Annotated in this window: 22 protein-coding genes; 13 read left to right on the forward strand and 9 right to left on the reverse strand. The window is 63.1% G+C overall.

Annotation, left to right across the window (positions count from 1 at the left end):
• Positions 1-74 precede the first annotated feature (74 nt).
• Entirely contained in the window at positions 75-1589 is a 1515-nt protein-coding gene (gatB, locus tag FJQ54_RS01410) for an Asp-tRNA(Asn)/Glu-tRNA(Gln) amidotransferase subunit GatB (protein ID WP_140926500.1), read from the forward strand.
• Between the two features lie 543 nt (positions 1590-2132).
• Entirely contained in the window at positions 2133-2711 is a 579-nt protein-coding gene (locus FJQ54_RS17680; RefSeq protein WP_235890262.1) for a PEPxxWA-CTERM sorting domain-containing protein, read from the forward strand.
• Between the two features lie 7 nt (positions 2712-2718).
• Here FJQ54_RS17680 and FJQ54_RS01420 read toward each other — a convergent pair whose 3' ends face one another.
• From FJQ54_RS01420 to queC, 3 genes are read right to left on the reverse strand one after another with little or no spacing between them, the layout of a single operon-like run.
• Complete coding sequence (locus FJQ54_RS01420; protein ID WP_207790335.1) at positions 2719-3255, reverse strand: DUF924 family protein; 537 nt, start codon at positions 3253-3255, stop codon at positions 2719-2721.
• A complete protein-coding gene (queE, locus tag FJQ54_RS01425) occupies positions 3252-3884 on the reverse strand; it encodes a 7-carboxy-7-deazaguanine synthase (RefSeq protein WP_140926502.1) in 633 nt (210 codons plus the stop codon). The genes FJQ54_RS01420 and queE overlap by 4 nt, the downstream gene beginning before the upstream one ends.
• Positions 3881-4615: a 7-cyano-7-deazaguanine synthase QueC gene (gene queC / locus FJQ54_RS01430; RefSeq protein WP_140926503.1), complete on the reverse strand. Its 735-nt coding sequence runs from the start codon at positions 4613-4615 to the stop codon at positions 3881-3883. Before queC ends, queE begins: the two co-directional genes overlap by 4 nt.
• 97 nt (positions 4616-4712) lie before the next feature.
• Here queC and hemA point away from each other — a divergent pair, with 97 nt between their 5' ends.
• On the forward strand, positions 4713-5951 hold the full coding sequence (gene hemA / locus FJQ54_RS01435; protein ID WP_140926504.1) for a 5-aminolevulinate synthase: 1239 nt from the start codon (positions 4713-4715) through the stop codon (positions 5949-5951).
• A gap of 269 nt (positions 5952-6220) precedes the next feature.
• On the opposite strand, the gene FJQ54_RS01440 is transcribed toward hemA, so the two are convergent.
• The 3 genes from FJQ54_RS01440 to FJQ54_RS01450 all read right to left on the reverse strand — a co-directional run bounded on the left by FJQ54_RS01440 (position 6221) and on the right by FJQ54_RS01450 (position 7529).
• Complete coding sequence (locus FJQ54_RS01440; protein ID WP_140926505.1) at positions 6221-6892, reverse strand: hypothetical protein; 672 nt, start codon at positions 6890-6892, stop codon at positions 6221-6223.
• Between the two features lie 74 nt (positions 6893-6966).
• Complete coding sequence (locus FJQ54_RS01445; protein ID WP_140926506.1) at positions 6967-7263, reverse strand: type II toxin-antitoxin system RelE/ParE family toxin; 297 nt, start codon at positions 7261-7263, stop codon at positions 6967-6969.
• Positions 7260-7529, reverse strand: coding sequence for a CopG family ribbon-helix-helix protein (locus FJQ54_RS01450; RefSeq protein WP_140926507.1), 270 nt, complete (start codon positions 7527-7529; stop codon positions 7260-7262). Before FJQ54_RS01450 ends, FJQ54_RS01445 begins: the two co-directional genes overlap by 4 nt.
• A 174-nt stretch (positions 7530-7703) precedes the next feature.
• Between FJQ54_RS01450 and rpiB the strand changes: the two genes are divergently transcribed.
• From rpiB to FJQ54_RS01475, 5 genes are all read left to right on the forward strand, one after another.
• On the forward strand, positions 7704-8132 hold the full coding sequence (rpiB, locus tag FJQ54_RS01455; RefSeq protein WP_140926508.1) for a ribose 5-phosphate isomerase B: 429 nt from the start codon (positions 7704-7706) through the stop codon (positions 8130-8132).
• 4 nt (positions 8133-8136) lie between these two features.
• Complete coding sequence (gene glyA / locus FJQ54_RS01460; RefSeq protein ID WP_140926509.1) at positions 8137-9435, forward strand: serine hydroxymethyltransferase; 1299 nt, start codon at positions 8137-8139, stop codon at positions 9433-9435.
• A 12-nt stretch (positions 9436-9447) separates the two neighbouring features.
• A complete protein-coding gene (locus FJQ54_RS17350; RefSeq protein ID WP_181159936.1) occupies positions 9448-10032 on the forward strand; it encodes a hypothetical protein in 585 nt (194 codons plus the stop codon).
• Positions 10032-10505 carry a transcriptional regulator NrdR gene (gene nrdR, locus FJQ54_RS01470; protein ID WP_140926510.1) on the forward strand — a complete coding sequence of 158 codons (474 nt, stop codon included), beginning with the start codon at positions 10032-10034 and terminating at the stop codon, positions 10503-10505. The genes FJQ54_RS17350 and nrdR overlap by 1 nt, the downstream gene beginning before the upstream one ends.
• 298 nt (positions 10506-10803) lie before the next feature.
• Positions 10804-12069 carry a hypothetical protein gene (locus tag FJQ54_RS01475; RefSeq protein WP_140926511.1) on the forward strand — a complete coding sequence of 422 codons (1266 nt, stop codon included), beginning with the start codon at positions 10804-10806 and terminating at the stop codon, positions 12067-12069.
• Between the two features lie 290 nt (positions 12070-12359).
• Here the strand turns inward: FJQ54_RS01475 and FJQ54_RS01480 are convergent, their stop codons facing one another.
• Complete coding sequence (locus FJQ54_RS01480; protein ID WP_140926512.1) at positions 12360-13013, reverse strand: glutathione S-transferase; 654 nt, start codon at positions 13011-13013, stop codon at positions 12360-12362.
• Between the two features lie 117 nt (positions 13014-13130).
• Between FJQ54_RS01480 and FJQ54_RS01485 the strand changes: the two genes are divergently transcribed.
• Positions 13131-14351, forward strand: a complete 1221-nt coding sequence (locus tag FJQ54_RS01485; protein WP_140926513.1) for a polyhydroxyalkanoate depolymerase — start codon at positions 13131-13133, stop codon at positions 14349-14351.
• 36 nt (positions 14352-14387) lie between these two features.
• Positions 14388-14921: a hypothetical protein gene (locus FJQ54_RS01490; RefSeq protein WP_140926514.1), complete on the forward strand. Its 534-nt coding sequence runs from the start codon at positions 14388-14390 to the stop codon at positions 14919-14921.
• Between the two features lie 250 nt (positions 14922-15171).
• Here FJQ54_RS01490 and FJQ54_RS01495 read toward each other — a convergent pair whose 3' ends face one another.
• Together FJQ54_RS01495 and FJQ54_RS01500 are read right to left on the reverse strand one after the other, a co-directional pair.
• Positions 15172-15885, reverse strand: coding sequence for an SIMPL domain-containing protein (locus tag FJQ54_RS01495; protein ID WP_140926515.1), 714 nt, complete (start codon positions 15883-15885; stop codon positions 15172-15174).
• A 77-nt stretch (positions 15886-15962) separates the two neighbouring features.
• A complete protein-coding gene (locus FJQ54_RS01500) occupies positions 15963-16220 on the reverse strand; it encodes a GlsB/YeaQ/YmgE family stress response membrane protein (protein WP_140926516.1) in 258 nt (85 codons plus the stop codon).
• Between the two features lie 307 nt (positions 16221-16527).
• Here FJQ54_RS01500 and FJQ54_RS01505 point away from each other — a divergent pair, with 307 nt between their 5' ends.
• The 3 genes from FJQ54_RS01505 to FJQ54_RS01515 are packed head-to-tail and all read left to right on the forward strand — an operon-like array spanning position 16528 to position 22175.
• Complete coding sequence (locus FJQ54_RS01505; RefSeq protein ID WP_235890264.1) at positions 16528-17751, forward strand: efflux RND transporter periplasmic adaptor subunit; 1224 nt, start codon at positions 16528-16530, stop codon at positions 17749-17751.
• 13 nt (positions 17752-17764) lie between these two features.
• Positions 17765-20932, forward strand: a complete 3168-nt coding sequence (locus FJQ54_RS01510; protein WP_140926517.1) for an efflux RND transporter permease subunit — start codon at positions 17765-17767, stop codon at positions 20930-20932.
• On the forward strand, positions 20889-22175 hold the full coding sequence (locus FJQ54_RS01515) for a DUF445 domain-containing protein (protein ID WP_408006007.1): 1287 nt from the start codon (positions 20889-20891) through the stop codon (positions 22173-22175). The genes FJQ54_RS01510 and FJQ54_RS01515 overlap by 44 nt, the downstream gene beginning before the upstream one ends.
• The last annotated feature ends 232 nt before the right edge of the window (positions 22176-22407 follow it).

A 22407-nucleotide genomic window follows, 5' to 3' on the forward strand; every position in this document is an offset into this window, starting at 1 on the left:
AGCGGAATGACAGCATCTGCGCGCACTATCGCCCCTCTTGTGCCACCCCATGAGGGCAGCCTACAGGGCAGGGCATGGCAACTGCTTATCATGACGACGGCCGCACCGGCTCTTATCTTGTCGAAGGCCGTACCGGCCCGTGGGAGCTCGTTATCGGGCTGGAAGTCCACGCGCAGGTCGTTTCGAACTCCAAGCTGTTTTCGGGCGCGGCGACGGAATTCGGCGGGGAGCCGAACAGCCAGGTCAGCCTTGTCGATGCGGCGATGCCCGGCATGCTGCCGGTGCTGAACGGCGAATGCGTGCGGCAGGCGGTTCGCACCGGCCTTGCGCTGGGCGCGACGATCAACCGCTGGAGCCGGTTCGACCGCAAGAATTATTTCTACGCCGATCTGCCGCAGGGCTACCAGATCTCGCAATTCCAGCACCCCGTGGTTGGCGAGGGCGCGATCGAGATCGAAACCGATGAGGGCGAAAAAGTCACCGTGGGGATCGAGCGCATCCACCTTGAGCAAGATGCGGGCAAATCCATCCACGATCTCTCGCCGGATCGCTCCTATGTCGATCTGAACCGTTCCGGCGTGGCGCTGATGGAAATCGTCTCCAAGCCGGATATGCGCTCGCCGGCGCAGGCCGGGGCCTATGTGTCCACGTTGCGCGCCATCCTCCGGGCGGTCGGCAGTTGCGACGGTAATATGCAGGAAGGCTCGATGCGGGCCGATGTGAACGTCTCTGTCCGCAAGGCCGGGGAGCCATTCGGCACGCGCTGCGAGATCAAGAACGTCAACTCCATTCGCTTCATCCAGCAAGCCATTGTTTATGAAGCGAAGCGGCAGGTGGAAATTCTGGAGGATGGCGGCAGCATCCAACAGGAAACCCGGCTGTTCGATCCGGACAAAGGCGAAACCCGCTCGCTGCGCTCCAAGGAGGACGCGCATGATTACCGCTATTTCCCTGAGCCGGATCTGCTGCCGCTGGAGCTGACGGAGGAATTCATCGCGGACTGCGCCGCCAGCCTGCCTGAGCTGCCCGCTAGCAAGCGTGCGCGCTATGAATCCGAACTGGGCCTCAGCCCCTATCTGGCGGGCGTGTTGACGGCGGATGCGGATGGCTCGGCATGGTTCGAAGCGCTGCTGGCGAACAGCGCGGCGCGGCAGGCGAAAACCCCGGCGCAGGTGGCGGAAAAGGCCGCCAATTGGATGACGGGCGACCTGTTCGGCGCGCTGAACAAGCTGGGCGTGGAGATCGCCGCCAGCCCCGTCACCCCGGCACAGGGCGGCGAGCTGCTTGCGCTGATGGCGGACGGCACGCTGTCTGGCCCGCTGGCGAAGCAGGTGTTCGAAATCATGCTGGAAACCCGCGAAGATCCCGGCGCCATCGCCGAAGCGCGTGGGCTGAAGCAGGTGAGCGACACCGGCGCGCTGGAAACCGCGATTGCCGAGGTGATGGCCGCCAATGCCGACAAGGTGGCGGATTACCGGGGCGGCAAAGACAAGCTGTTCGGCTTCTTCGTGGGGCAGGTGATGAAGGCCAGCGGCGGCAAGGCCAATCCGGCCGTGGTGAACGAACTGCTGAAAAAGGCGCTGGGATAAAGCCATTGGATTGGCAGAGCCTATTCTCTGCAAACCCGTCGCCTTTCCCACTGCTCCCCTCACCCCGCTCAGGCTGAGCTTGTCGAAGCCCATGGGGCATGCCTCCCGGCTCAGCCATTGTGCGTTTGCGTCCGGGGCTTCGACAAGCTCGGCCTGAGCGCAGGGAGAGTTGAGCGGGACGGAGGGCAGACAAGCAATGCCTGTTCGCGAGGGTGCAATCGCCGCCGGATCGAGGGCGGGGCTATTCGCTCATTTTGCTGCATTGCGACATGACTCATGATATTCCATTTTCGAAATATCATGAACTGTTCCCGTTTTTCCCACTCTGTCGTCCGTGAATAGATCCATTTCGGCTCAGTTATAGACAGAGTCGTCAAATTGTCTGTTGTGCACCGCAATAGGAACGGTAAGCTCCGAATCGCAGGTTGGGGTTGCCTGCGCGTTGTGATGTGGTGGGTTCCGGGCGTTGTCTGCCGGTGCCGCTGTTCCGTCACCGGGGCCGTCCGCGATTGGGCTGCCCTCCGCTAACAGAGGGGTAATTTCATGAAGCAGCTTTTGCCTGCCCTGGCCCTTGCGGCCTTCGCGGCGACATCCGCCAACGCGGCCACGCTTGTGGTCGATTTGAAGGATGTGCCCAGCTACACCTATCTCGGCAGCGCCGAGAATGTGTCGATGTCGTTCGATCTCGGCGCGGGGGCGTATGTCACCGGCTTCGCTTTCTCCTTCACAGTCACCGCCTTCGATCCGTCCTGGCTGTCTGAAATCTCGATGATGGCGTCCAACACGAGCGGAACCGGCGGCTTCTTCTTCACGCCAGCTCCCGGCCTCGACGGTCCCGGCACCCATAGCGCTGATGGTTTTGCCGATCTGGTGTGGTACGGGCTCGATTTCACCACCGATGCCGACGGTCTGCTGTGGTTGGATTTCTTCGAGACCTATTCTGATGAGGCTAATCCGGACGGCCTGTGGAACGGCACGCTCACCTTCACCTACACGCCGGGCACGCCCACCGGCCCGGTGGTGCCGGAACCGGCGACCTGGGCGATGATGATCGCAGGCTTCGGGCTGGTGGGGGCCAGCATGCGTCGCCGCCGCGTTTCACTGCCGGTTACGGCCGCCTGAAGCCGGATCAGCCGGCGAAGCCGCCGGTCTGAAGGAACGCAATCTCCTCGGGCGTGGAAACCCGCCCGAGGACGGTGTTGCGATGCGGAAAGCGCCCGAAGCGGGCGATGATGTCGCGATGCAGTTCGGCAAAGCGCAGCCATTCGCCGCCCAGCGGCCGGTTCAATTCCACGCAACGCTGCTGCAACGCCGGATCCTCGGCATGTTCATAGGGCAAATAGACAAACGCCCGCAGCGTTTCGGGAATCGCCAGATCATCCCCCCGCGCCACCGCCCTGTCGGCAGCCGCCACCGCCAGCATGTCAGACGCGAACATCCGCGCGCTGCCCCGGAAACAATTGCGCGGAAACTGGTCCAGCAACAGGATCAGCGCGAGCGCCCCTTCGGGCGTTTCCTCCCAATCCGCCAGTTCGCCGCGCACGGCGGCTTCATGCGCTTGCATAAAGGCCGCGCGAAAGCGGTCGTCGAACGCATCATCCTTGGCGAACCACGCTTGCGGCCCGGCCTCGCGCCAGAAGGCCACCACATCGGCCGCGTCTGTCATGGAATCCCCGTCAGCTTGTGCGTCTGCAAACTCAGCCGCCATTTCGGATTGGCAAGGCACCAGCCGATCGCCGCGTCGATATTCGCCTTCTGCTCCGGCCCGTCCATCGGCTGCACGAAGAAATGCGCGAACGCCCAATCCGCCACCTGATCGGGCAGCAGATCGGGCTGCGGATACACCAGCTTCAGCTCATCACCCCGCCGCTGCACTGTTTCCGCCCCCGCCTTGGGGCTGATGCACAGCCAGTCGATCCCGTCCGGCGCCTCTACCGTCCCGTTCGATTCCACCGCGATGCGGAACCCCCGCGCGTGCAAGGCCCCGATCAGCGCCGCGTCCAGCTGCAACAGCGGCTCACCGCCGGTGCACACCACCAGCCGGTGCACGGCACCCGGCCCCCACATGGCCGCCACCGCATCGGCCAGCGCCTCTGCCTCGGCGAACTTGCCGCCGCCCTCGCCATCGGTGCCCACGAAATCGGTGTCGCAGAACTTGCAGATCGCCTTGTCGCGATCCTGCTCGCGCCCCGTCCACAAATTGCACCCGGCAAAGCGCAGGAACACGGCCCGCATCCCCGTCTGCGCGCCCTCGCCCTGAAGCGTCAGGAACAATTCCTTGACTGCGTAACTCATGCGCCGCCGCCGGATGGCGGCTTTTCAGCGTAGAGCGTCGGGTCGGGCACGCCGGCCTCCTGAAACCCCTTCTGCCGCAGGCGGCACGAATCGCACTGCCCGCAATGCTTGCCGTCCACCGTCGGGTCATAGCAGGACCATGTCATCCCCATGTCCAGCCCGGCCTCCACGGCGGCCTGCACGATCCCGGCCTTGGTCAGCGCCTGCAACGGCGTGTGCACCTTGTAGCGCGCCGTGCCCTCCACCCCGGCCTTGGTCGCCAGATTGGCCATGTCCTCGAACGCCGCCACAAACTCCGGGCGGCAATCCGGATAGCCGGAATAGTCCAGCGCATTCACCCCGATCAACAGGTCCGAACCACCGGAAGCCTCCGCCCAGCCCAGCGCGACGGACAGGAAAATCGTATTGCGTGCGGGCACATAAGTAACCGGAATGCCCGGCAAAACCCCCTCCTTAGGCACCTCGATATCATCCGTCAGCGCCGATCCGCCAAAGCCGCGCAGGTCCAGCGGCAGGCGGATATGCCGCGCCACCTTATACCGCGCCGCCAGCGCGTCGGCCGCTTCCAGCTCGCGCCGGTGCCGCTGGTTGTAATCGATAGTCAGTGCCAGCACCTTCGCTCCCGCATTGCTCGCCATCGCAAGACAAGTCGCGCTGTCCAGCCCGCCAGACAGCAGCAGCACAACGGGTTTCCCCGCCAGTTCAGAGAGTGGAATCTGTTTGATCGTCATCAATATACCTCGACGGTGCGCTTTGTAGACGCGAGAGGGCGGCATTGCTACGCTTGCCGGAAAGCGCGTCGGCGTTTAACGGCGCAAGGGAATTTGGGTGGAAAGGCGCGGAGCCGAAGTGGTCGATTACAGCCAGGTCTTCAAAGACGCGATCGAGCGTCTGCACGAGGAAGGGCGCTACCGCGTCTTCATCGATATCCTGCGCAACAAGGGCGCCTTCCCCAACGCGCGCTGCTTCGCCGGCCACAATGGCCCGAAGCCGATCACCGTGTGGTGCTCCAACGATTATCTCGCCATGGGCCAGCATCCCAGCGTGATCGCCGCCATGGAAGAGGCGCTGCATGATGTCGGCGCAGGCTCCGGCGGCACCCGCAACATTGGCGGCAACACCCATTACCATATCGATCTGGAACATGAACTTGCCGATCTGCACGGCAAGGAAGGCGCGCTGCTGTTCACCTCGGGCTATGTCTCGAACGAGGCGACGCTCTCCACGCTGGGCAAGCTGCTGCCGGGCTGCATCATCTTTTCCGATGAGCTGAATCACGCCTCCATGATCGCGGGCATCCGCCATTCCGGCTGCGAAAAGCAGGTGTGGCGGCACAATGATCTGGCGCATCTGGAGGAACTGCTGGCCGCGGCAGACCCGGAAACCCCCAAGCTGATCGCGTTTGAATCCGTCTATTCGATGGATGGGGATGTCGCCCCCCTGCACGCCATTTGCGATCTCGCCGATAAATATGGCGCGCTCACCTATCTGGATGAAGTGCATGCGGTCGGCATGTACGGCCCACGCGGCGGCGGCATTTCAGACCGGGACGAGGCAGCGCCCCGCATCACCATCATCGAGGGCACGCTGGGCAAGGCCTTCGGCGTGATGGGCGGCTATATCGCGGCGGATCAGATGATCATCGACTGCATCCGCAGCTATGCCCCCGGCTTCATCTTCACCACTTCGCTGTCCCCGGTGCTGGTGGCAGGCGCGCTGGCCAGCGTGCGCCACCTGAAAGCCTCCAGCGCCGAACGCGAAGGCCAGCAAGCCTCCGCCGCGCTGCTGAAGCGGCTGATGGCCGAAGCCGATCTCCCGGTGATGGCCTCCGAAAGCCACATCGTCCCGCTGATGGTGGGCTGCCCGGTAAAGGCGAAGAAAATCAGCGACATCCTGCTCGCCGAATATGGCGTCTATGTGCAGCCGATCAATTTCCCCACAGTCCCCCGCGGCACAGAACGCCTCCGCTTCACCCCCGGCCCGGCGCACAATGAAGCGATGATGCGCGAACTGGTGGCAGCGCTGGTGGAAATCTGGGGCCGCCTCGAACTCCGCGCCGCCGCCTGAAAAATCCTCCCCTGCAAGGGGAGGTGGCCCAAAGGGTCGGAGGGGTGTCACCCCATCCGCAAGAAGCCTCCGGCGGGGAGGGCGCTGCCCTCCACCCGGCAGGGGTTTGAAACCCCTGCACCCCCGACTTGATTTAACTCGAGATCGCCTTGTTAGGGGCAGTTCGAGGCGAACTTTTAAAATTAGATGGTTTCGCTACTTGCCACCCGTCGTCGTGTTGCTCACCAAATTCTCCGGCTCAAACATTTAAATTGAATCCTAAGCGAACACTATTGAGCCGGTGCGCCCGGCGGCTCAATGTACTTCAGAGTTGTGCTCTTTACTACATAGCGCAAGCCCGCATTGCTGATGCCTAGTACGTCGATCACCACATCCTTGTAGGTGATGGTTTCAGGGAAAGTTCCAGAAAGGGTGAACGTCACCTCATCTGTGAATGCGGGGCGCGCCATATCGTTCACAAATTCACGATAGCTGAAACGAAGAGTGCTACCGGAAACTCCCAGAAAACTTAACTGCTGGCGGAACGTGCCCTTGTCGCCGGGCGTGTCTACATAGTGGCCGACTTCATAGGGAACCGGCTTTGCAAGCTGAATTTTGCCAGTGCCAAGACCTGATGCCTTCTCGGTGAAGATGTGGTTGACAGGCGTTCGATCGATCAAGCAGTTGGCCCCGCCATATTCGTTGGGACAGGCTACAATCTTCTTTTTGCTCTTAATGTAGAATGCCAGTCGGTCGCCCGTAGATAGCTCGGCCTCAGGTGCGTCTGCCAGAATTATCAACCCTTCAACCTGCCACACGTTTTCGCGTTGGAAAATGGCGGAGCCTGCTGAGGCTGTATTCTCTTGGCCAATTGGCGGTGAGACGGCTACACCGCGCCGACCTACTGCCTCAGCCGGCCCGCTCAATCCTAGCAGCGCAATTGCGAAAAATAAGCAGCGCATAACATTCCTCACAGAATTATGTTTTCCACGAATAATATAGTTTAATTCACTTCTAGTGATATCGTGTTGGGATTTCAGTGCTTATCATCCCCACTCCCCCGATCCTCTCGGCAATGCCAAAGACGCAGAACGAAAATCACCCCACCCGCAATCTCATAGCGCATCTCGTAATTCCCTACGATGATCCGCCGAACCTCGCGCGGTGCATAGGCCTCCAGCTTCTCGCCCAGCCTCGGATACTCCAGCAGTCGATCTGGCGCGCGAGAGAGTTGCTGCACCACCCGCGCTGCCGCCTCAGGCGCAACCGGGCTCAGATGCTGATACAGTCGCACAAGGTCCGATGACGCCTTGCTCGTCCACTGAACGGTCATTCGCCGGGCGGGGGCAGCGGCTTGTCGCTCCCAAGGCTATCGGCCCACGCCAGCACCGCCTGATGGTCGATCACCCGGCCCGCGCGCACATCGTCCAGCGCCTCCAGCGTCAGGCGGTGGCGCTCCTCCTCCTGATCCACCCACGCCGCAAGCGCCTGCTTCACCACCCAGCCGCGAGACCGCTCCAGCCGTGCCGCCATCGCTTCCACCTTCTCGGCAAGGTTCAGCGGCACATGCGTGGTCAGCACCTTTGTTTCAGTGGTCATTCACGCCTCCGGCAATCACTCTGATTGAAAAATAATCAAGACCGGCCGTCTCTGCAAGCTTCGACGCCCCACTTGCCACCCCCCATCTTGGCGAAAGCTCACATATGGCGCATAGGGGCGTTGCACCCCCACAAGGGGTTGCGATTCACCTCATAACCCCGGGGCGCAACACCGTTGAAGATCGCAATCGCATCCGATCATGCGGGCTATCCGCTGAAGGCCGTTCTCGCAGAGGATCTGCGCGCGCTTGGCCATGATCTGCTGGATCTCGGCGCGCATGACGCCACCACCTCTGTTGATTACCCCGATTTCGGCCGCGCCTGCGCTGAAAAGGTGGCGTCCGGCGAAGCGGAATTCGGCGTGGTCGTCTGCGGCTCCGGTATCGGCATTTCCATCGCCGCCAACCGCGTGCCCGGCGCGCGCTGCGCGCTGGTGCACGACAACATCGGCGCGCGCCTCAGCCGCCAGCACAATGATGCGAACATGATTTCCTTCGGTGCCCGCCTGATGGGCACCGAAACCGCGCGCGATGCCCTTCGCGCCTTCCTTGAAACCCCCTTCGAAGGCGGCCGCCACGCCGCCCGCCGCGACAAGCTAGGATAAGCGCATGAGCAGCCGCCCCATCACCCCCGCAAATGACGCCTTCTTCGGCGCGACACTGGCTCAGGCCGATCCCGAAATCGCCGCGGCCATCGCGGGCGAACTCGGCCGCCAGCGTGAGAAGATCGAGCTGATCGCCTCTGAAAACATCGTCTCGCGCGCCGTGCTGGAGGCGCAAGGTTCCATCTTCACCAACAAATATGCCGAGGGCTATCCCGGGCGCCGCTATTATGGCGGCTGCGAATATGCCGATGTGGTGGAAACGCTGGCGATCGAACGCGCCAAGGCGCTGTTCGGCGCGCAATTCGCCAATGTGCAGCCCAATTCGGGCAGCCAGATGAATCAGGCGGTGTTCCTCGCCCTGCTGCAACCGGGCGACACCTTCATGGGCCTCGAGCTCGCAGCCGGCGGCCACCTCACCCACGGTTCGCCGGTGAACATGAGCGGCAAGTGGTTCAAGCCGGTGGCTTACGGCGTGCGTCGCGATGATTCCATCATCGACATGGACGAAGTGGCGGCCATCGCCCGCGAGCATAAGCCGAAACTCATCCTCGCAGGCGGCACCGCCTATTCCCGCGTGTGGGATTTCAAGCGCTTCCGCGAAATCGCAGACGAAGTCGGTGCCTATCTGATGGTCGATATGGCCCACTTCGCGGGCCTCGTGGCGGGCGGCGCGCACCCCAGCCCGGTGCCGCACGCGCATGTCGTCACCACCACCACCCACAAATCGCTGCGCGGCCCGCGCGGCGGCATGATCCTGACGAACGATGCGGCCATCGCCAAGAAAATCGACAGCGCCGTTTTCCCCGGCCTGCAGGGCGGCCCGCTGATGCATGTGATCGCCGCCAAGGCCGTCGCCTTTCAGGAGGCGCTGCAACCCTCGTTCAAAACCTATGCGCATGCGGTGGTGGAAAACGCCCGTGCGTTGGCGGCCTCGCTGCAATCGCACGGGCTGGACATCGTCTCGGGCGGCACGGATAACCATCTGATGCTCGTCGATCTCCGCCCGAAACAGGCCAAGGGCAACAGCACCGAAAAGGCGCTGGATCGTGCCTTCCTCACCTGCAACATGAACACCATTCCCTACGATCCGGAAAAGCCCAAGATCGGCTCCGGCATCCGTCTGGGCACGCCCGCCGCCACCACGCGCGGCTTTGGCCCGGCCGAATTCCGCGAAGTCGGCGGCCTGATCGCCGAAGTCGTCGAAGGCCTGCGCCGCAACGGCGAAGCCGGAGACGGACAGGTCGAAGCCGCCGTGCGCACCCGCGTCGAAGCCCTTACCGCCCGCTTCCCCATCTACGGCTGAAAAGGACCCAGCATGGCAGACGAAACGCCCGAAGCCCCGAAGCCCGCCAAGAAGGCCGCAGCCCCCAAGGCCGCCCCGAAAACAGCGAAACCCGCCGCGGAAAAGGCTCCGCCCAAGCCGCGCGCCGCAAAGCCGAAACCGGCAGCCGAGCCGGTGAAGGACAAGGTGGAAAAGCTGGCCGACGAGGCGCTGGAAGCCGGCAGCAAGATCACCGAATCCGAAACCGGCAAAAAGGTGGTCGACGCTGCCGAACAGGTGTTTGACAAGGCCGAGGAACTGGTCGGCAAGGCGCTGGACAGCGACTTCGGCAAGAAGGCCACGGCGACAGCCGCAGACCTTCAGAAAAAGGCGCTGGACACGGACGTCGGCAAGAAGGTGGCCGATACCGCCTCTGATCTGACCGACAAGGCGCTGGCCAGCGAATATGGTCAGCAGGCGAAGAAGGTGTGGCAAACCCCGCTCGGCCGCAACGTTGGTGTGGGCACGGCGGCTGGTGCGGCGCTCGGCCTCGTCATCCTGAACCCGCTGATCGGCGCCGTCGTCGGCGGCGGCCTCGGCTATCTCGCAACGCTCGCCAAGAAGTCCAAGAAGAGCTGATGCGCTGCCCCTTCTGCCACAACGACGACAGCCAGGTGAAAGACAGCCGTCCCACAGAGGACGGCAGCGCGATCCGCCGCAGGCGGCAATGCCCCGCCTGCGGCGCGCGCTTTACCACCTTCGAACGCGTGCAATTGCGTGAGCTGATCGTGGTGAAGAAAAGCGGCAAGAAGGAACCCTTCGACCGCGAGAAACTGGCCCACAGCGTGATGATCGCCTGCCGCAAGCGCGACATCGACGCAGACCGCATCGAACGCTTCGTCTCCGCCATGCAGCGCCAGCTGGAAGCGATGGGCGAAAGCGAAATCGAAGCCGGCCAGATCGGCGCACTGGTGATGCAGGGGCTGGAGCGGCTGGACCCGGTTGCCTACGTTCGTTTTGCGAGCGTCTACAAGGACTTCCGCGAGGCGAGGGATTTCGAAACCTTCGTCGGCGGCCTCTCCAAAACCGTCCTGAAGGGCGACGCGGCCTGAGCGGTGAGAAACCCCTCCCCTTCAGGGGAGGGGCAGGGGTGGGGACGCAGAGCAAGCGCAACGAGTGCTGAGGATCACCCAGCCCTCGACACCCGCCCAAACCCGTCGCCCCGCACTTGATGCGGCGCCCCGCTGCCAACCCCGAACCTCACCGGGAAACCCGCCCAAAAGCCAAAACAAGGAAGGGGTTCCACCCCTTCACCCCGGCAAGGGCCGCAGGCCCCTGCACCCCGGAATTCCACGATTGTTTGGAGGAGAATCTCCTGTCACAAGTGCCCATCCACAAAGCGAGTGCGCAATGCCCAGCACCTCCAGCATCCGGCGACCACTACCCCGTCTAAGGGAGATAGGGGTCGATCTGAACGGCAACTTGATTGTTCCGGGAACAATGGTGTTTCCGGTTGATGATGCCGGGCTGTTTCCTAAAATGGAGACGGGGTATTTGCGGCTTTCGCGTCTCTGGGGTCTTCGCCTTGCGCCCTGCCGCGCCGTTCGTGAAACATCCGGATTCATGCAGCCAAGTGAAGCCGGCTCAGAATTGTCAATTCCCGAAGAGTTGAGTGTTTTCATTTTACGCAAACTCAGAGACGGAGCGGATGGAAGATATGAACGGACGCTGCCATTTGACTGTGGGCAGCTCGACTCTGTTTCATGGCCAAAAAGTAAAAATATTCAGCCACTATCCCACTGGACACTGATTATCGAAATTTCTGAAGAGTGGGTGAAAGTGTCCCTTGCAGCAAAGTTGCACGCAGACAATCTGGTGATGACGGGGTTCCAGGGAAATTTTTGGTCGGCACAGAACGGCGCTGCGATCGAGGTGAGTTTTGAAGTCGATCCGATCGCTCGTGTCGCCTATTTTGGAAAATGGTCTACATCGGGTTTAACAGGTTCAGAGTTGGCCGATGCGCCGTCGGTCTCGAGTTTAAATTCTTTAAATATTTCTAATGCAATGATTGGAAGTAATGGAGGAATATTTGGATCCAGTGGATCCAAATGGGTAGAGATTTTGTGGGGAGAAGATCCGGCTGATGGAATTCATCTCTCATACTATAATGTTGTATCCAAAAATGATCAAGACTTATTATCATTCGATAGTCCTTTATATCCGATAATTATACTTCCATGTATATCTATTAATTTTATTCGTAAATTAATAATAGAAAATTTTTATGCGAAAATAGAATTTTACGACGGAGAATTTGGAGTTATAGTATTTGGTGGGTCGACAGGATCGACATGGGAAATTATTAGGAATATTTTCCTATCAATAAAATTGAACAATCTCGGCTTGCATGTTTCGTATGTCATATATTCATCATATCTTAAAAATATGAAAAATAGTCGGAGGGAGGGGGGGTTTTCCCTTTCATGGGAAGTTATGATTCTGCGCCTTCCCGAAATGGCGCAGTTGCGATCAAGGGTTGAGGCAATGGAAGAGGTGGATTCCGGCGCTCCCGCGAATCCTGCGCCACCCCCGCAATCGGACGCTGCCGTTGGGTCTGATGCGGCGACTAAGTCGAGTGTTGCTTCGTCATTCTTCAGGCGATTGTTTCTGAAGTAGTGGGGTATGTCGGTTGCGCCTTGCATACCGCAACGCACAAGACATTGAGCGGTAAGGCGAGCTTCGGGGTTGGGCGGGCAATACGCATACGGCCGCTTTGTCGCGCCAAACTGTCCTACACCCTCTGTTGCTCTTACCCTCTCGCCGCTCTTTCCAATGTCCAATGCCGCTCGCGCTTGTCCATGCCGGGACAAACCGAACCCGGCCCACACCCCGGAACGATCAGGTGCAAGCCTGCACAGGCATGATTTTCATGACCTTTCGCGCCGCTCCCCGGCCGCGCGTACCGCTCAGAACTCCACGTCCAGTTCCTCGATATCCTCCGGCTCGGCCTTGGCCAGTGCGATCCACTCGGCCATTGGCGCCCATGCCGTCACCGCTTCGCAATAGGCAGCGATTTCTGCCGTCATCGGCACGGCGTAGGTCAGGAAACGCTGCGTCACGGGGGCGAACATCGCGTCTGCCACGGTGGGCTTTTTCCCGAACAGGAACGGGCCTTTATAGCGCTGGAGGCACTCCAGCCAGATCGCCTCGATTCGTTCGATATCGGGCTTTGCGCCGGAAAAGATCGGGAAGCTTTCGTGCCGCACCTTCAGATTCATCGGCAGGGCGGAGCGCAGGTTGGAAAAGCCGGAATGGATTTCGCCGGAGACGGAGCGGCACAGCGCCCGCGCCGCCGCATCCTTCGGCAGCATCTGCGCTTCGGGATGCAGTTCGTTCAGCGTCTCGGCGATGGCCAGCGTGTCCCACACGCTCAGCTTGCCGATACTCAGGCGCGGCACCAGCACGGAAGGGGAGAGCAGCAGCAGTTCGGCCCGGTTGCTGGCGTCGTTGGGCACATCCACCAGTTCCACGTCCAGCCCGGCCAGCCTGCACAGCAGCCAGCCCCTGAGAGACCATGCCGAATAGGTCTTGCTGGAGATCGTCAGCGTCGGTTTGGACATTTCCCCCCCTGTTGCTGCGGGTTCCTGTGCATTTGCGCATGGTGCAACGCAGCAATTTATGCACATATCTGCGGCAGAGAGAAGCCGAATCGCACGCATGCGTCTGAAAGGGGACTTTTGCTGTACAGCGCATTTCAGGCATGGACGGACATGATGGCCCCTTCGCGGATGGCGGCGGCGTCGCTGCTGGCGTGGCGGGATCAGTTTCTTGGCCCCGCCGCAGGGGAGGATCATCTCCGCCGCCTGTTCGCGGTCGCCGATGTCTATCAGGGCGCGAAGGTTACGCATGATCGCCCGCCCTATGCCATCCGCCCCGTGCACAGCGGCAACAGTGTCGCCCCCGTGCGCGAGGAAGTCGTGCTTGAGCTGCCGTTCGGCAATCTGCTCCACTTCGCGAAAGAGGAGGTGGAGGCCCCGCAGCCGAAGATGCTGGTGGTCGCCCCGCTGTCCGGCCATTTCGCCACGCTGCTGCGCTCCACCGTGCAGACGCTGCTGATCGATCATGACGTCTACATCACCGACTGGAAGAACGCCCGCGACGTGCCGCTGTCAGCCGGGCGCTTCGGCTTTGAGGATTATGTGGATTATGTGATCCGCTTCCTGCAATTCCTGGGGCCGAACAGCAATCTGCTCTCCGTCTGCCAGCCCTGCGTGCCGGCCTTTGCCGCCGTCGCGGTGATGGCGCAGGATAAAGACCCGGCGCAGCCCCGCACCATGACGCTGATGGGCGGCCCGGTGGACACCCGCATCGCCCCCACCGTGGTGAACCAGCTTGCGATGGAAAACCCCATCGAATGGTTCGAGGACAAGCTGATTTCCCGCGTGCCGATGCGCTATGCCGGGCGCGGCCGCCGGGTCTATCCGGGCTTCCTCCAGCTCACCGCCTTCATGTCGATGAACCTTGATCGGCACTTTGCGCAGTATCGCAAACTCTATCAGCATCTGGCCGATGGGGAGGATGATTCTGCCTGCAAGATCAAGGATTTCTACGACGAATATTTCGCCGTGCTGGATATGTCGGCGGAATATTATCTGGAAACGGTGGACTATGTGTTCCAGCGCGCGCTGCTGGCGAAGGGCGAACTCACCCACCGGGGCCGGGTGGTGGATCCGTCCGCCATTCAGCGCACTGCCCTGCTGACGGTGGAAGGGGAGCGCGACGATATCTGCTCCGTGGGGCAGACGGCCGCCGCGCACCTGCTCTGCACCAGCCTGCGCCCGCATCTGAAGCGTCACCATCTGCAGCCCGGCGTCGGCCATTACGGCATCTTCTCCGGCTCCAAATGGGAAAGCCAGGTCTATCCGCAGGTGCGCAACCTTGTGCTGGCGATGAATTGAGCGCCAGATAGCCGCGAGACAGGCCGGAGAGCTTCCATGACGACACGAATCTGGCTGGCAGCGCTGGCGCTGTGCGGCTTCCCCGCAATGGCGCTTTGCGCCGCCCCGGCGCTGGCGCAGCAACCGGCCTGCACCGCCGTTTCAGACACGAACCTGCCCCCCGCCTTCGCCGCATGGGGCAAGCCCGCCGTCGCCGTCACCGCAGGCGCGGCCGCCGCCAGCGCCGCCCGCATTCAGCCGAATGTCGCGGCAGACATCAGCCTGCTGCCCGCCATCACCCCGGTGCTGCCGCCCGGCCGCGCGCGCGAAACCGAAAACCCGCACGCCGGACTGCTGCTGGTGGCCATCCCCACCCCCGGTGTCTGGCGCATCGGCCTGTCCGGCGGGGCGTGGATCGACCTGATCGGCCCGGACGGCAAGGCGGTGCAATCCATGGGACACGGCCATATGGCCCCCTGCACCACGCTGACAAAAGTGGTGGAATTCCAGTTGGGGGCGGGGGATCACCTGATCCAGATCAGCGGCAATGCGGGGCCGACTGTGAGGTTGCTGGTCAGCCCTCGGCCTTGAGGCGGTGACGGCAGGGTTGAGGGGGCGCTGCCCCCTCAAACTCTACCCGCTCAGGCCGACCTCCTCCGCTCGCTCAGGCTGAGCTTGTCGAAGCCCCATGAGCATGCTCATCCCGGCTCAGCCGTTGGGCTTCCACGTCCGGGGCTTCGACAAGCTCAGCCTGAGCGGGCGGAGGGTGCGCGGGACAAAGAACAGGCAAGCGATGCCTGCTTAGCAAAGAATGCAATCGCCATTTGCTGGCCTGCGGCGCTCAGCGCGGGGCCAGTTCGAAGGCCATTGTCACCGTGGCGGACAGGCCGATTTCGCCCGGCGAAACCGGGGTGTCGGCCGCCGCTTCCATCGCCATCGTCCGCACCTTCGGGCTGGGGGCCTGCTGCTGGAAGCCTTCGCTGATCTCGGTGATGCGCACCACTTTCAGTCCGGCGGCCTGCGCATACAGCTCGGCGCGGGCGCGGGCCTTGGCCACGGCTTCGGCGCGCGCCTTGTCCAGCAGCGGCTCCGGCGCGGCGACACGGAAATCCGGGCCGTCGATCTGGTTGGCACCTTCCTTCACCAGCGTGTCGATCACCTTGCCCGCCCCCTTCAGGTCGCGCAGCGTCACCTGCACCCGGTTGGAGGCGGTGAAGCCCGTCAGCTGCGGCGGCTGATTCTGTTCGTAACGGAACTGCGGTTGCAGGTTCAGCCCGCTGGTCTGGATGTCGCGATCCGCCACGCCCGCCTTTTTCAGTGCGGCGACAACACGCACCATCTTCTCGCTGTTGGCGGAAAGGGCGGCCTGTGCTTCAGGGGCTTGCGTCACCACACCCGCGCCGATGCTGGCGATATCCGGCGCGGCCTGCACCTCGGCCGTGGCGCTCAGGTCCAATGTCGCCGGGGCCGGAGTGGTCTGGGCGGCGGGCTGGGCGGCGGCCGCAGTCGCCGCAGTCGCCGCCGCGACGATGGCGGCGATATGGCTGGATTTCATGCTCTGCTCCTTGTTGTGGTGGGCCGACATGAACGACGGCCCACCTTTCCGGATGCTGAAGCGGTGCCCGCGCCGGATCAGGCCGAGCGGTTCTTGATCATGCGGTAGATCCACAGCAGCAACACGGCACCCGCTGTTGCCAGCACGAGGTTCCAGATATGGCCGCCGGTGCCAAGGCCGATGAAATTGGCGAGAAAGCCGCCCAGCAGGCCGCCCGCCACGCCGATCAGGATGGTGACGATCAGGCCGCCCGGATCCTTGCCCGGCGACAGCCATTTCGCCAGCGCACCGGCGATCAGGCCGATCACGACCCAGCCGAGAATCGAATAGTCCATGGCAATCTCCCCATGCTGCGGCGGCCCCGGCAAAGCGCGGGGGCCAGTGCTTCATGCTCGCGCAGGCGTTGCAACTTTGCAATGTGCTGGCTGCGAAATTCGAATTGCGCACAAGCTGCCTTTATCTTGCCACCTGCTTTGTGTAATAGGCGCGGGTCTGCATCTTGCCGATGGATTGATCGTGCAGATTAATCGTCGAAAGATCAGGCCGGGTTCTGCTGTCTTTGAGGGGAGCGGCAGGATTTAGCGGGGGAGGATGCCGCCGTGCAGCGGATGCCTCCCGTTCATCATAAGGTTTGGTAACGGCATGAACATGCATATGTCCCCTCAGGATCCCGAAGTTCGGGCTCGTCTGGAGCGCGAATCCACCTACACCGTGCAGGACGCCGAGACGAATCGCGGCAAGACCTGGCTGATCGTGGCCTTGTCTGTCATTGCCGTTGCGGCCTTCATCGCCTTTCTGGTGTGGAAGGCGCATGCGCCCAAGCCGTCTGCGCCGCCTGCCGCGCCGCCTGCCGTCACCGTGCTGGTGCCCGGCACCACGATGGTCGCGGATCGTGTGGCCGCCACCGGCAGCATCAGCGCCCGGCGTGACATGCCCGTGGGCGTGGCTGGCGAAGGCGGCATGATTTCCGCCATCCGGGTGGAAGCGGGGCAATATGTGAACCGGGGGCAGGTGCTCGCCGAAATCGATTCATCCGTGCAGCGCGCCCAGCTTCAGCAATTGCAGGCGGGCGTGGTGCAGGCGCGCGCAGATGCCCGGCTGGCGCAATCCGAACTGGATCGCGCGCTGGCGCTGGTGGAACGCGGCTTCATTTCCAAGGCCGATATCGATCGCCGCACCGCCACGCGCGATTCCGCCAACGCCCGGGTCGGCGTGGCGCAGGCGCAGGTGCGCGAAATGCAGGAACGGCTGAACCGGCTGGCCATCCGCGCGCCGGAAGCGGGCCTTGTGCTCCAGCGCAGCGTGGAGCCGGGGCAGATCGTCTCGCCCGGCAGCGGCGCGCTCTATCGAATCGCCGCGGGCGGGCAGATGGAACTGCGCGCGCAGGTGGCAGAGCAGGACATGCACGGCCTCGCCGTGGGGCAGCAGGCGACTGTGACGCCGGTCGGCTCGACCAACCGCTATGCCGGGCGCGTCTGGCTGCTGGAGCCGGTGATCGACCCGACGACCCGTCAGGGCGTCGCCCGCATCGCCTTGCCCAACACCTCTGAACTGCGCTCCGGCGGTTTCGCCAGCGTGGTGGTGGATGGGGCGCAGGCGCAGCGGCCGTTGCTGCCGCAATCGGCGGTACTGTCCGATCGCGACGGCCCCTATGTGCTGACGGTGGGCGCAGACAATGTGGTGAAGCGCGTGGGCGTCACCGTCGGGGCGGTGACACCGCAGGGTGTCGCCATCCTCACCGGCCTTACGGGGCAGGAACGGGTGGTGCTGTCTGCCGGGGCGTTCCTGAACCCCGGCGAGAAGGTGACGCCGCAGCTGGCGGCCCCCGCCGCAGCGGCCGCCGCCCAACCCGCAACCGCCGGCTGAGGAGCGCCCGCACATGCGCAACATGTCCAGCTGGGCGATCCGGAATCCGATTCCGCCGCTGATGCTCTTCGTCTTGCTGACGGCCGTCGGCCTGCTCAGCTTCTACCAGATGAAGATCACCCAGATGCCCGACATCTCGGTGCCGATAGTCAACATCTCCGTCAGCCAGCCGGGCGGCGCGCCGACAGAGATTGAAACGCAGGTCACGCAGAAGATCGAGGGCGCGGTCGCCGGGATCGGCAATGTGAAGAACATCACCTCCGTGGTGCAGGAAGGCAATTCCTGGACCTCGGTGGAATTCCAGCTGGGCACGCCGGTGGATCGCGCCGTGAACGATGCGCGCGACGCCGTCACCAAGGTGCGCTCGAACCTGCCGGACGGCATCATGGAGCCGCAGGTCAGCCGGATGGATATCGAGGGCGGGGCGCTCGCCTATATCGCCGTCAGTTCCACCGCGATGACGCTGGAGCAGCTCAGCTGGTTCGTCGACAACAATGTGTCGAAGGCGCTCACCTCCATTTCGGGCGTGGCGCAGGTGCATCGTGGCGGCGGCGTCAGCCGCGAGATCCGGGTGAACCTCGATCCGGCGCGGCTGCAGTCCTATGGCATCACCGCCTCGCAGGTGAACGCGCAACTGCGCCAGCTGAACCTGGATGCGCCGGGCGGCCGCACGGAGATTTCCGGGGCCGAACAGGCCGTGCGCGTGCTGGGCGGCGCCCGCACCGCCGAGCAATTGTCGGAAACCCGCATCGCCATCGGCAATGGCCGCGACGTGCGCCTGGGCGACATCGCCGAAGTGCGCGACGGTGCATCGGAACAGCGCAACATCGCCCGGCTGAACGGCCGTCAGGTGACGAGCTTCGGCGTGATGAAGGCCAAGGGCGCCTCCGACGTCGAAGTCTATGACAAGATGTACAAGCAGCTGGACGAGCTGAAGAAACAGTTCCCCGGTATCGAGTTCCAGGAGCTGTTCACCACCGTCAAATACACCAAGGTCGAATATAAAAGCGCCATGACTGCGATGTGGGAAGGCGCATTGCTCGCAGTGATCGTGGTGTTCCTGTTCCTGCGCGACTGGCGGGCGACGGTGATTTCCGCGCTGGCCATCCCGCTCTCCGCGATCCCGACCTTCTGGTTCATGGATATGATGGGCTTCACGCTGAACACCATCAGCCTGCTGGCGCTCAGCCTTGTGGCGGGCATCCTCGTCGATGACGCCATCGTGGAGATCGAGAATATTGTGCGCCACATGCGCATGGGCAAATCGCCCTATCAGGCCTCCATCGACGCGGCTGACGAAATCGGCCTCGCCGTTGTCGCCACCACCTTCTCCATCATCGCGGTGTTCCTGCCGGTGGCCTTCATGCCGGGGATTCCGGGGCAGTATTTCAAGCAGTTCGGCCTCACCGTCTCCATCGCGGTGTTTATGTCCTTGCTGGTGGCGCGATTGATAACGCCGTTGATCGCCGCCTATTTCCTGAAGCCGCACGGCCATCAGGAACATAAGGACGGGCCAGTGATGCAGCGCTACATGCGCGTGCTCTCATGGACGATCCACCGCGAGCCGCAGAAGCGGCACGGCAACGCGCTCGCCCGCTTCTGGGGGCAGATCGAAGCCCATGCCCGCCCGTTGACGGTGGTGGGCCTTGGCGTGCTCTCCTTCTTCCTCACCATCTTCCTGTTTGCGCAGATGCCGCAGGCCTTCCAGCCCGACGGCGATTTCGGCTCCTCGCAGGTGCAGATCGAGCTGGCCCCCGGCGTGACGCTGGCAGACACCACGCATGTGGTGGATCAGGTGAATGCCGTGCTGCGCCAGCAGCCCGAAGTGGCGCAGGCGTTCGAATCCATTGGCGACGATGGCGATGTGCGCCGCGCCAACATCTTCATCAATCTGGTAGACGCCAAGGATCGCGACGTCACCACCAAGGAGTTTGAGCGCCGCGTTGCCCCGCAACTGATGGGCATTGCCGACGCGCGCATCAACTTCGCCTCCATGGGCGGCGGCTTCGGTGGCCGCGATATGGTGATCATGCTGGCCGGAGACGATCCGGTGCTGCTGGATCAGACGGCGCGCAAGCTGGAAAAGGAAATGCAGGGCCTGAAGGTGCTGCGCGACGCCCGCATCAACGGCGATATCGAGCGGCCGGAAATCCTGATCCGCCCGAAGTTCGACGTGGCGGCGCAACTGGGCGTCACCGCCAACACCCTGTCGCAGACGATCCGCATCGCGACCTTGGGCGATATCGAGCAGAATATGGCGAAATTCTCACTGTCTGACCGGCAGGTGCCGATCCGGGTCAGCCTCGTGGAAAACGCCCGCACAGATGCCGACATGCTGGCCAATTTGCCGGTTCCAACCGCGTCCGGCGGCTCCGTGCCGCTGAAGGTGGTGGCCGATATCAGCTTCGGCGCAGGCCCCACCAAGATCCGCCGCTACAACCAGAGCCGCCGCATCGCCATCGAAGCGGATCTGAACGGCGTGGAGTTTGGCGACGGTCTGAAAGCGATTAACCAGCTGCCCACCATGAAGAATCTGCCCGCCGGGGTGCAGCAGGTGAAGCAAGGGCAGGCCGAAGTGATGGAGGAAATGGTCACCGGCTTCATGGTCGCCATCGTCTCGGGCGTGTTGCTGGTGTTCGCGGTTCTGGTGCTGCTGTACAAGCGGATCCTGCCGCCATTCGTGAACATGGGCTCGCTGCTGCTGGCACCGCTGGGCGCGGTGATCGCGCTGATTCTCACCGGCCATGCGATCAGCATGCCCGTCTATATCGGCCTGCTGATGCTGCTGGGCATCGTTGCCAAGAACTCGATCCTGCTGGTCGATTTCGCGATCGAGGAAATGCGCCACGGTGTGGACCGCGAAACCGCCATCCTTGATGCCGGGCACAAGCGCGCCCAGCCTATCGTGATGACAACCGTCGCCATGACGGCGGGGATGCTCCCCGTTGCCACCGGCCTGCACGGCGATGCCAGCTTCCGCGCTCCCATGGCCATCGCGGTGATCGGCGGGCTGGTGCTCTCCACCGTGCTCACCCTGCTGATCGTGCCGGCCGCCTTCACGCTGGCGGATGATGTGGAACGAAAGGTTGGTCCGTGGCTGAGGCGGCTGTTCACGAACGGCGGCGAAGCTGGTAGCGGTGGGCCGACTCCTTCCGCCACGGGGCACCAACCTGCCGAATGACGAGACAGACACGGCCGTAACCACGCGATCCGAACAGGCCATCCGCCTCAGGCGGGTGGCCACCGGTTTGCTGCTGCTGATGGCCGCCCTGCTCGTCGCCTCCACATGGGCGATGGCGCATGTGCATCCGCAGTTCGTCTGGTTGCAGGCCTTCGCCGAAGCCGCGCTGGTGGGCGGGCTGGCGGACTGGTTCGCCGTCACCGCGCTGTTCCGCCACCCGATGGGCGTGCCGATTCCGCACACCGCCATCATCCCCAAATCCAAGGATCGCATCGGCGAGGCGCTGGCCACCTTCCTGAAAGACAATTTCCTCACCCCCGGCAATGTCGCCCGCCGGCTGGATGGATTCGATGCCGCCAACGCGCTGGCCGGGGTGCTGGAACGCCCGGCCTCGGGCGGCCGGGTGCGGCGGGGCGTCTCCCGCCTGATCGGCCAACTGGCCGACACCCCCGCCGCCGCCGCCGTGATGAAGCGCCTGCAGGATGGCACCGCCCAGCGCCTGCGCGATCTGGAAATCGCCCCGCTGCTGGGCCGCATGCTGGAAGCGATGATCGCAGATGGCCGCCACCGCCCCGTCATCGATCAGCTGATCCTCTGGGCCAACAACGCCATCGACAGTCAGGAAGGCCTGATCCGCGCCATGGTGGAGGAACGCACCAGCTGGGTGCTGCGCCTCGTCAACGTCGATGAACGCATCTCCAACGAACTGGTGAACGGCCTGCGCGGCCTGCTGGCGGACCTCGCCACCGATCCCGACCACCCCTTGCGCGACCGTGCCGACACCGCGCTCGCCAACCTCGCCTTCGATCTGCAGCACATGCCCGAAACACAGGCCAAGGTCGAACGCGTCAAACGCGAACTGCTCGCCAACCCCGCCGTCGCAGACTGGCTGGAAGGCCTGTGGGCGCGCGCGAAGGAAGGCCTGCTGAACGCCGCCCAAGGCGAAGGCCTCTCCGAAATCGGCGAAGCCATGGCCCGTTCGCTCCGCGAAGACCCGGCCCTCTCCGGTGCCGTCAACCAACTCGCCCGTCGCGCCGTCGTCGGCACCGTGGCGGACCATGGCGACAGCATCGTCAAACTCGTTAGCGAAACCGTCAAAGGCTGGGACGCCGCCACCATCACAGACCGCCTCGAAAACGCCGTCCTGCGCGACCTGCAATATATCCGCCTGAACGGAACCCTCATCGGCGGCAGCATCGGTTTGGCCCTGCACGCAGCGCTGCTGGCGTTCGGGGCGGCTTAGCGGCGGGCAGAAGGTCTTGCCTCCGGCGGCCAAGGGCTTTGCCCTTGGAACCCGTGCCAAGGAAATGATTTCCCTGCACCCTCTTAATTGGTGTCGCGCGAAACCTCCAACACCGTGTGAGTGATCAGATTCGATTGCCTGCGGCGCTACGCAGCCCTCTCCCCCTGCAAGGGGGAGAGTTGGAGAGGGGGTGGCCCCGCCGGGCCTGATCCTCCGCCATCTCCACAAACCC

Origin of the sequence: Sandaracinobacter neustonicus, assembly GCF_006385875.1 — a bacterium.
Classification (GTDB): Bacteria; Pseudomonadota; Alphaproteobacteria; order Sphingomonadales; family Sphingomonadaceae; genus Sandaracinobacteroides; species Sandaracinobacteroides neustonicus.